The 8,858-nt window shown below is 65.5% G+C and carries 10 protein-coding genes; 5 read left to right on the top strand and 5 right to left on the bottom strand.

What is annotated here, in order from left to right; all coding sequences use genetic code 11:
- The first annotated feature begins 109 nt into the window (after positions 1-109).
- Both macA and ACZ9C1_RS06875 read left to right on the top strand, forming a co-directional pair.
- The gene (macA, locus tag ACZ9C1_RS06880; RefSeq protein WP_110701405.1) at positions 110-1,264 is read left to right on the top strand and encodes a macrolide transporter subunit MacA; all 1,155 of its coding nucleotides are present in this window, start codon (positions 110-112) and stop codon (positions 1,262-1,264) included.
- A 2-nt stretch (positions 1,265-1,266) separates the two neighbouring features.
- Positions 1,267-3,270 (top strand): MacB family efflux pump subunit, encoded by a 2,004-nt coding sequence (locus tag ACZ9C1_RS06875; protein ID WP_198754343.1) that lies wholly within the window; start codon positions 1,267-1,269, stop codon positions 3,268-3,270.
- Between the two features lie 71 nt (positions 3,271-3,341).
- On the opposite strand, the gene ACZ9C1_RS06870 is transcribed toward ACZ9C1_RS06875, so the two are convergent.
- Entirely contained in the window at positions 3,342-3,989 is a 648-nt protein-coding gene (locus ACZ9C1_RS06870) for a helix-turn-helix transcriptional regulator (RefSeq protein WP_434729391.1), read from the bottom strand.
- A 224-nt stretch (positions 3,990-4,213) separates the two neighbouring features.
- Between ACZ9C1_RS06870 and hisN the strand changes: the two genes are divergently transcribed.
- Together hisN and ACZ9C1_RS06860 are read left to right on the top strand one after the other, a co-directional pair.
- Positions 4,214-5,005 carry a histidinol-phosphatase gene (gene hisN, locus ACZ9C1_RS06865; protein WP_476253792.1) on the top strand — a complete coding sequence of 264 codons (792 nt, stop codon included), beginning with the start codon at positions 4,214-4,216 and terminating at the stop codon, positions 5,003-5,005.
- 24 nt (positions 5,006-5,029) lie between these two features.
- A complete protein-coding gene (locus tag ACZ9C1_RS06860) occupies positions 5,030-6,076 on the top strand; it encodes a metal-dependent hydrolase (RefSeq protein ID WP_476253791.1) in 1,047 nt (348 codons plus the stop codon).
- A gap of 80 nt (positions 6,077-6,156) precedes the next feature.
- On the opposite strand, the gene ACZ9C1_RS06855 is transcribed toward ACZ9C1_RS06860, so the two are convergent.
- Complete coding sequence (locus tag ACZ9C1_RS06855; protein ID WP_102683888.1) at positions 6,157-6,339, bottom strand: hypothetical protein; 183 nt, start codon at positions 6,337-6,339, stop codon at positions 6,157-6,159.
- A gap of 101 nt (positions 6,340-6,440) precedes the next feature.
- The gene (locus tag ACZ9C1_RS06850) at positions 6,441-6,782 is read right to left on the bottom strand and encodes a hypothetical protein (RefSeq protein ID WP_038706052.1); all 342 of its coding nucleotides are present in this window, start codon (positions 6,780-6,782) and stop codon (positions 6,441-6,443) included.
- Between the two features lie 161 nt (positions 6,783-6,943).
- Here ACZ9C1_RS06850 and ACZ9C1_RS06845 point away from each other — a divergent pair, with 161 nt between their 5' ends.
- Positions 6,944-7,765 (top strand): shikimate 5-dehydrogenase, encoded by an 822-nt coding sequence (locus ACZ9C1_RS06845; protein ID WP_111532764.1) that lies wholly within the window; start codon positions 6,944-6,946, stop codon positions 7,763-7,765.
- A gap of 108 nt (positions 7,766-7,873) precedes the next feature.
- Here the strand turns inward: ACZ9C1_RS06845 and ACZ9C1_RS06840 are convergent, their stop codons facing one another.
- Together ACZ9C1_RS06840 and gloA are read right to left on the bottom strand one after the other, a co-directional pair.
- Complete coding sequence (locus tag ACZ9C1_RS06840; protein WP_046855428.1) at positions 7,874-8,119, bottom strand: hypothetical protein; 246 nt, start codon at positions 8,117-8,119, stop codon at positions 7,874-7,876.
- A 96-nt stretch (positions 8,120-8,215) separates the two neighbouring features.
- Positions 8,216-8,743 carry a lactoylglutathione lyase gene (gene gloA / locus ACZ9C1_RS06835; protein WP_023630254.1) on the bottom strand — a complete coding sequence of 176 codons (528 nt, stop codon included), beginning with the start codon at positions 8,741-8,743 and terminating at the stop codon, positions 8,216-8,218.
- Between the last annotated feature and the right edge of the window lie 115 nt (positions 8,744-8,858).

The following is an 8,858-nucleotide window of genomic DNA, read 5'->3' as shown; positions in this document are numbered from 1 at the left end:
CACCGTCGTGAGAGCGGGCTTGCAAAGTGATGGCGTCACCTTGGAGTGGCGTTATCGCGGGGCAAGCCTGCTCCCACGGGACCTCATCAGCTTCAGGAAGAACGGTTTTATGGAAAAGACGAAGTTTCGCAAGATCACCCTCGGTGTCGCCGCGGCCCTGGTCGCCGGCATCGTGCTGTACGCGGTGCAGGCCCCGGCCAAGCCGCCGCAGTACATCACCGCCACGGTCGAGCGTGGCGATATCGAAAACGCGGTGCTGGCCACCGGCACCCTGGAAGGTATCCGCCAGGTGGACGTCGGCGCCCAGGTCTCAGGGCAACTCAAGTCGCTCAAGGTGAAGCTTGGCGACAAGGTCGCCGAAGGCCAGTGGCTGGCCGAAATCGACCCGCTGGTGCCGCGCAACTCGCTGCGCCAGGCCGAGGTCGACGCCGAGAAGCTGCAGGCCGAGCGGCGCTCGGTGCAGGCCAAGCTCAAGCAGGCCAAGCGGGTCTACGAACGCTACGACGTGCTCCAGGCCGACGAGTCGATCTCGCGCCAGGACTTCGAGAACGCCGAGTCCGAGTTCGAGGTGCAACAAGCCAACCTGCGCTCGCTGGACGCGCAGATCAAGAGCGCCCAGGTGCAGATCGACACGGCCCGGGTCAACCTCGGCTACACCCGTATCGTCGCGCCGATCGATGGCCATGTGGTGGGTATCGTCACCCAGGAAGGGCAGACGGTGATCTCCAACCAGCTGGCGCCGGTAATCCTCAAGCTCGCCGACCTCGACACCATGACCATCAAGGCCCAGGTGTCCGAAGCCGATGTGATTCATATCAGCCCCGGCCAGCAGGTGTACTTCACCATCCTCGGTGACGACAAACGTTACTACGCCAAGCTGCGCGGCACCGAGCCCGCGCCGCAGAACTACCTGGAAAGCAGCGACAAGAGCGGCGGCGCCGCCAAGCAGGCCAGCGCGGTGTTCTACAACGCGTTGTTCGAGGTGCCCAACCCCGAGCACCGCCTGCGCATCTCGATGACCGCCCAGGTGCGTATCGTCCTCGACACCGCCCTGGGCGTGCTCACCGTACCGGTGGCGGCGCTGGGGCCGCGTGACGCCGACGGCAGCTTCCCGGTGCGGGTGCTCGATGGCAAGGGCTTCGCCCAGGTGCGCAAGGTCCAGGCGGGGATCAACAACAACGTCAAGGTGCAGGTCAAGGACGGCCTGGCCGAAGGCGACCGCGTGGTGATCGGCGAGCCGGTGTCGGGCGAGGCGGGGGCGTGAGCATGAACATGAACGTGGAACTGTCGCCGGCACGGGCGGTGTCGGCACTCGAGGAGCAGCCGTTGCTGCGCCTGGACGGGGTCAGCCGCAGCTTCATGGCGGGCGACCGCGAGTTCCTGGCGCTCAAGGGTATCGACCTGGAGATCCATGCCGGCGAGCTGGTGGCGATCATCGGCGCCTCGGGTTCGGGCAAGTCGACGCTGATGAACATCCTTGGTTGCCTGGACCATGCCAGCGCCGGCAGCTACCAGGTCAGCGGCCAGGAAACCCGTGATCTCGACGACGACGCCCTGGCCGCGCTGCGGCGTGACCATTTCGGTTTCATCTTCCAGCGCTACCACCTGTTGCCGCACCTGGATGCCCTGCGCAATGTCGAGATCCCGGCGGTGTACGCCGGCGTGGCGCAGGCCGGACGCCATGCCCGGGCGCGGGAGCTGCTGGGCCGCCTGGGCCTGGGCGGACACCTGGCGCACCGGCCCAGCCAGCTGTCGGGGGGCCAGCAGCAGCGGGTCAGTATCTGCCGGGCGCTGATGAACGGCGGCGAGGTGATCCTCGCCGACGAGCCGACCGGAGCGCTCGATACCGCCAGCGGCAAGGAAGTGATGAACATCCTGCTGGAACTGCACGGCGCCGGGCACACGGTGATCCTGGTGACCCACGACCCCAAGGTCGCCGCCCACGCCGAGCGGATCATCGAGGTCAGCGACGGGCAGATCGTCAGTGACCGGCGCACCCGCGCCGAGCCCACTGCACCGGCCGCCGAGGCGGCGCCCGCTCGCGAGCAGGCGCCACGGCGGCTGGTGGCCAGCCTCGGGTTGTTCCGCGAGGCCTTCAAGATGGCCTGGATCGCCCTGGTCTCGCACCGAATGCGCACCCTGCTGACCATGCTCGGGATCATCATCGGCATCACTTCGGTGGTGTCGATCTCGGCCATCGGCGAGGGCGCCAAGGGCTACGTGCTCAAGGACATCCAGGCGATCGGCAGCAACACCATCGACATCTACTCCGGCACCAGTTTCGGCGACAGCCGGGCCAAGGCCATCGAGACCCTGGTGCCGGCTGACGTGACCGCGCTCAACGAACTCTACTACGTCGACAGCGCCACCCCGGTGATCGGTCAGAGTTCGCTGGTGCGCTACCGCAACATCGACGCCGATGTGCAGCTAAACGGTGTCAGCGAGCAGTACTTCCAGGTGCGCAACATCCCCTTGGCCGCAGGGATCGTGTTCAGCGCCGATGATGCCCGGCGCCAGGCACAGGTGGTGGTGATCGACCACAACACGCGCAAGCGCCTGTTCGGCGATGGGTTCAACCCGCTTGGGCAGGTGATCCTGGTCGGCAACTTGCCGTGCACGGTGATCGGCGTGACCGCCGAGAACAAGAACCTGTTCGTCGCCGGCAACACCCTGAACGTGTGGATGCCCTACGAGACCGCCGCCGGGCGCGTGCTTGGCCAGCGCCACCTGGACAGCATCAGTGTGCGGATCAAGGACGGCATGCCGAGCAAGCGGGTGGAGGAGGAGGTCAACAAACTGATGCTGCAGCGCCACGGCACCAAGGATTTCTTCACCAACAACCTCGACAGCATCATGCAGACCGTGCAGAAGACCAGCCGCTCGCTGACCCTGCTGTTGTCGCTGATCGCAGTGATTTCGTTGGTGGTGGGGGGGATCGGGGTGATGAACATCATGCTGGTGTCGGTTACCGAGCGCACCCGCGAGATCGGCATCCGTATGGCAGTGGGGGCGCGGCAGTCGGATATCCGCCAGCAGTTCCTGGTGGAGGCGGTGATGGTCTGCCTGATCGGCGGGGTGATCGGGATCGGGTTGTCCTATGGGATCGGGTATCTGTTCGCGCTTTTCGTCAAGCAGTGGGAGATGGTGTTCTCACTGGGATCGGTGGTCACGGCGTTCGTCTGCTCGACCTTGATCGGCATCGTGTTCGGCTTCGTGCCGGCGCGCAATGCGGCGCGGCTGGACCCTATCGAGGCGTTGGCACGGGACTAGGCCTGAGCGCTCGGGATCGAGCGCCGCCTGCGCGGTGCTCGATCTTGCGTGCCTGTGGGCATGCGGTCTGGCTAGATCTCTGCATACATCCAGCGCATCAGCGAGTGGCGTCCGCTGATGCCCAGCTTGATCGCCGCCCGGCGCAGGTAACTTTCCACCGTATTGACCTTGAGCCGCAGATGCTCGGCCTGCTGCGGCGCCGTGCGCCCGGCCAGCAAGCCTTCGCACACCTGCATTTCGCGCTCGGACAGGCGGATGCCGGTCTGACGCAGGCGTTCGAGAAAACGCTGTTCGAGGCTGTCGGGGTCTGCGGGTACCGGCGCGGCAGGCTGCAGGGCATTGATGTGTTTTTCCAGCATGGGCAGCAGCAAGGGCGAAATGTCCTCCAGCCGGCTGCGATCGGTAGCTGAGAAGCCAACGCGGGTGTCGGCCCGCAATACCGTGATTTCGTAGCGGAAACCATCCTTGCGCCGGGCCAGGTGCAGGCGCGCCGGGTCGTCGAAGCCGTCACCCGTATCGCCGGCGCTGAACACCGTCTCGCTGATCAGGGTCGCGTCTGGCTGGCTGGCGCAGGCCGGGTTGATGCGCAGTTGGCGGATATGCGTGGCGTCGATGGTCAGGTGGGTCTGGATCAGGTCGTGCAGGTGCCGGGGGAAATGGCGGCTGCCGGTACTGGCTATGACTTTACCGATCTGCGGAAAAAGCAGGTGCGAATTCATCGTGTCATCCATGATAGGCGGTGGAACGGAGGCCCTTGCGCCAGCAACCAGCATCCTTGACTGTCGGCCGGGCCATCGGGGCTGCTAGCTATCCTAGTACAACGAATCAGTGACGGTTAAATGAAGCAGCGATAATGGCATAACAATATCATGGGTGACGCCGCAGGTGTGTCCGCGCACGACTCGGGTATGATGCGCATCCCATCCCACAACGAGACCGCCCCATGTCCCTGAGCGCTGAACAGATCGGCGAATTCCGCTCTTTCTCCGAGCAACTGGCCGATGCCGCCGCGGCGGCGATCCAGCCTTACTTTCGTGCCAGCCTGGATGTCGAGGACAAGGGGGGGCGCCTGTACGACCCTGTGACCATCGCCGACAAGGCCGCCGAAGAGGCCATGCGCGCGCTGATCCAGGCTCACTATCCCACCCACGGCATACTGGGTGAAGAGCAGGGCGCGGCACTGGGCAGCAGCCCGCTGACCTGGGTACTCGACCCGATCGATGGCACCCGCGCCTTCATCACCGGCCTGCCGCTGTGGGGCACGCTGATTGCTCTCAACGACGGTACCCGCCCGGTGCTCGGGGTGATGAACCAGCCGTTCACCGGCGAACGCTTCATCGGCACCCCGCACGGCGCCTGGGGCAATGGCACGGCGCTTAAGACCCGCGCCTGCGCCGACCTGGCGTCGGCCACGCTGATGTGCACCACCCCCGACATGTTCGACACCCCGGCGCGCAAGGCGGCGTTCGAGGCGGTCGCCGGCAAGGCCCGGCTGATGCGTTATGGCGGTGATTGCTATGCCTACTGCATGCTGGCGTCCGGATTCGTCGATGTGATCGTCGAGGCCAGCCTGCAGCCGTACGACGTGCAGGCGTTGATGCCGATCATCGAAGGCGCGGGTGGGGTCATCACCTCCTGGGATGGCGGCTCGGCCCAGGACGGGGGCTGCGTGGTGGCGTGTGGCGATCCGGCGCTGCATGCGCAGGTACTGGCGATGTTGCGTCACGCCATCTGATAGACCCTGCACGAGACGTTTGCCGTGGACTCAATCACCCAAGCCGTGCTCGGCGCGGCCCTGCAAGGCGCCGTACTGGGCCGTATCCAGGGCCGCCGCTCGCTGATCTACGGCGCCGCCCTGGGGACATTGCCCGACCTGGATGTGGTGATCCGCTACGCCGACCCGGTGTCGCAGATGACCTTCCACCGTGGCTTTTCCCATTCGATCTTCGTCCTGACCGGCCTGGCCCTGTTGCTTGCCTGGCTGGTCGCCTGGCGTTGGCCAGGCCGAGGCTATACCCCAGGCAGGCTGTTCCTGGCCTTCTGGCTGGCGCTGGTCACCCACCCGGTGCTCGACGCCTTCACCGTTTATGGCACCCAGCTGTTCTGGCCCCTGCACCTGACGCCGGAAAGCTGGGCGGCGGTGTTCATCATCGATCCGGTGTATACCGTGCCGTTGCTGCTGGCGGTGGGCTATGCGGCGATCAGGGGCCTGAAAGGCAGGGCGACCGCGATGCTGTGCCTGGCACTGGGATGCAGCACGCTCTACCTGGGCTTCGGCCTGGCCGGGCGCATGGCCGCCGAGCAACGTTTCCACCTGGCCTTGCAGGCGCAGGGGGTCGAGGCCAGTGAGGTCCGCGCGGTGCCCATCGCCTTCAACAGCCTGATCTGGCGGGTGCTGGCGAAAACCCCGGATGGCGGTTACTACGAGGGCGTGAGCAGCGGGTTCGATCGCGAACCTCCGGAGATGCTGCACCAGTCGCGCAATCTGGAGGCTGCCAAGGTACTGGCGGGCTCGCCACTGTACGAGCGCCTGCGCTGGTTCACCGATGACTGGCTGCGCTACGACATCATGGGTGACTCGCTGGTGGTCACCGACCTGCGCATGGGCATGCCAGGCAACTACAGTTTCCGCTTCGAAATGGCCCGGCGTGATGCCGCAGGGCAATGGACGGTGATCCAGCCCAGGGGCTGGATTGGTGGCGGTGCCGCCTCCCTGTTCGATGGCGAGCGGTTGAGCTTGATCTGGCGCCGTATCCTCGACCAGCAACCGCCACTGCCACTTGCCGTGTGGGCGGGGCATTTGTAGGTGGCTGGCTGGCGAGCAAAAAAAGCCCGCCGGGTGGCGGGCTACAAGGGCTTAGGGAGCAACACACAACAAATTCGGGGTCAGGCGACCCAGGTCTGGTCGAGCAAGCGGCCGGCCAGGGTCTCGGCGCAGCGGCGGCTGGTCAACGGGCCGCTGATGGCTTCACCGTCGCGCAGCAGGTACCAGCAGGCCAAAAGGCCCTGTTGGCGCAGGCTGCTGGGGACTGCGCTGCCGACAACGGACATGATCTGGATCGGGGCCATGGCGGATCTCCTCTCGAACATGGCCCTACCTTACCCAGGCGTCTTCAGGGTTTGAAATCAATGTCCTCGATAGTGGTCATTGCTTTTATCAACTATGCCGCTTACCAGCGCGGCGGGCCGTAGTACACCGGCGGCGGGCCATAATAGCGGCGGTAGACCGGCGGCGGGGCGGGCACATAGCGCTCGACCACATAGGGCTGGTAATACACCGGCGGTGGCGGCGCCTGCACATAGACCGGTGGCGGTGGATAGTAGGCCGGCTGGCGTTCGACGTAGACAGTGCGGTCGTGGCCGCCCGATACGGCCGCCCCGACCACCGCGCCCACCACGGCCGCGCCGATCACCGGCCCCGGGCCGTACCAGCCGCCACCATGGGCCGAGGCTTGCCCGCTGATTGCCAGCGCGCCGACCAGCAGGGCGATTCCGGGGATGAAACGCTTCATGGCGACACCTCGCAAGACAACCCCACGTTCGGGGTCTGTCTACTATGACCGCACTCTCGGTCAACCGCGCCATGGCAAAGGGTAAAGGTTGTGTAAGGGGCGACCGGCGGCGGGGTCTGGTACGCTGGCGCAATCGATTCAGCCATGACAGAGGAACCGCGATGAGCCATTCACCGAGCAGGGACACCGTGTTGTGCATTTCCCTGGCCGGGCGCCCCGGTACGTTCGGCGTGCGCTTTCACAACCATCTGTATCAGCAGTTGGGCCTGGACTATTACTACAAGGCCATGACCACCCAGGACCTGCCGGCCGCCGTGGCCGGCATCCGCGCCCTGGGTATTCGCGGTTGCGGCGTATCGATGCCCTACAAGGAAGCCTGCCTGGCGTTGGTGGACGAGGTCGACCCCTCGGCGGCGGCCATCGACTCGGTGAACACCCTGGTCAATACCGCAGGCCATCTGAAGGCCTACAACACTGACTACCTGGCGGTACGGCAGCTACTGGCCGAGCGGCGGGTCGACCCGGCGACCGGCTTCGCCCTGCGCGGCAGCGGTGGCATGGCCAAGGCGGTGGCCAGCGCGCTGCGCGACGCTGGTTTTCGCGACGGCATCATCGTCGCCCGCAACGAGCAGGCCGGGCGGCAACTGGCGGATGTTTGCGGCTACCGTTGGCTGCCTGAACTGCAGGACCGTTGCCCGCCGATGCTGATCAACGTCACGCCGATCGGCATGGCCGGGGGTCCGGAGGCCGACCAGCTGGCCTTCAGCGAAACCGCAATCGCGGCGGCCGAGCGGGTATTCGATGTGGTTGCCCTGCCTGCACGCACACCGCTGATCCGCGCCGCCGAGGCGCTGGGCAAACCGGTGATCACCGGCCTCGACGTCATCGCGCTTCAGGCGCTGGAGCAGTTCGTGTTGTACACCGGGGTCCGGCCGACAGCCGAACAGGTGGCGGCTGCCGTGGCGTATGCCCGTGAAGGATGATTGGGTATAGAAGGGCGCCGTATCGCCGGCAAGCCGGCTCCCACACTGCTCGCTTTGCCTGTGAGCGAAGCGCAATCTCTGTGGGTGCTGGCTGCTGGCGTGGGGTTATCAGAACACCCGCTGATCCTTCTCATCCAGCTGCTGGTCAACCAGCGCCCGGCCATGGGCCAGGGACACGTGCTGGGCGTTCTCCAGGTCGGCGAAGAATTTCATCGGCATCGATAGTCGCCTGCTGCTGTGGCCGGCAGGGTCGGTGATCACGCAGCCTGCAGCATAGGGCAGGGGAGAGTCGGGGTGGGGCATCACGCTGGCGGTGATGGTGTGGTCGCGGTATTCACAGTGAAGGGTTTGCATCGTCCTTACCTCGCTGTGGCTTGGAACAGGCGTTACTTCCATATACCACAGCGAGGGGCCGGGAGTTCCCGGCCCGACGAGCGCGACCGGTGGGTATCAGCCCTTGAGTTCGGTCGGCTGGATGACCTCGACCCAGTAGCCGTCCGGGTCCTTGACGAAGGCCAGGTGGTTCATGCGGCCATCCTGCAGGCGCTTCTGGAACGGGACGTCCAGCGCCTCGAAGCGGGCGCAGGCAACACGTACGTCCGGTACCGAAATGCAGATGTGGCCGAAGCCGCGCGGGTCGGTGTTGCCATTGTGGTAGGCGAACTCGGGGTCGTTCTCGGTGCCGTGGTTGTGGGTCAGCTCGAGTACGCCGGGGATCGATTTCATCCACTGATGGCGCTCGGCGTCATCGGCAGGAATCTGCGCCGGGTCGACCAGGGCCAGGAAATACAGGCTGAAAGCCGCTTCCGGGAAGTCGCGCTTGTCCACCAGGCGAAAGCCCAGCACGCGGGTGTAGAAGTCCAGGGACTTCTCGATGTCCTTGACCCGCAGCATGGTGTGGTTGAACACGAATTGGGCGGTGGCGGTGTCTGGTTGGGCGGTCACGCCGGGGAGGGTTTGCAGATCGTGCAGGCTCATGGGTACTCCGGAATCAGGGCCTTGAATAGGTTTGCCATGATACGGAAGTCAACCAGCAGCGCAAATGAAAGCGCCCCGCACGAGTGCGGGGCGCCGGAATTAGAGGCCCGCATGT

It is taken from the genome of Pseudomonas sp. TE21435 (assembly GCF_056279265.1).
The sequence above is the reverse complement of the archived record's forward strand: the minus strand, read 5'-3'. Positions and strand labels throughout refer to the sequence as shown.

Excerpts from the sequence above, each read along its gene's own strand:
- macA (WP_110701405.1), top strand. The coding sequence starts at position 110 with ATGGAAAAGACGAAGTTTCGCAAGATCACCCTCGGTGTCGCCGCGGCC.
- ACZ9C1_RS06875 (WP_198754343.1), top strand. The coding sequence starts at position 1,267 with ATGAACATGAACGTGGAACTGTCGCCGGCACGGGCGGTGTCGGCACTC.
- ACZ9C1_RS06870 (WP_434729391.1), bottom strand. The coding sequence starts at position 3,989 with ATGAATTCGCACCTGCTTTTTCCGCAGATCGGTAAAGTCATAGCCAGT.
- hisN (WP_476253792.1), top strand. The coding sequence starts at position 4,214 with ATGTCCCTGAGCGCTGAACAGATCGGCGAATTCCGCTCTTTCTCCGAG.
- ACZ9C1_RS06855 (WP_102683888.1), bottom strand. The coding sequence starts at position 6,339 with ATGGCCCCGATCCAGATCATGTCCGTTGTCGGCAGCGCAGTCCCCAGC.
- ACZ9C1_RS06850 (WP_038706052.1), bottom strand. The coding sequence starts at position 6,782 with ATGAAGCGTTTCATCCCCGGAATCGCCCTGCTGGTCGGCGCGCTGGCA.
- ACZ9C1_RS06845 (WP_111532764.1), top strand. The coding sequence starts at position 6,944 with ATGAGCCATTCACCGAGCAGGGACACCGTGTTGTGCATTTCCCTGGCC.
- ACZ9C1_RS06840 (WP_046855428.1), bottom strand. The coding sequence starts at position 8,119 with ATGCAAACCCTTCACTGTGAATACCGCGACCACACCATCACCGCCAGC.
- gloA (WP_023630254.1), bottom strand. The coding sequence starts at position 8,743 with ATGAGCCTGCACGATCTGCAAACCCTCCCCGGCGTGACCGCCCAACCA.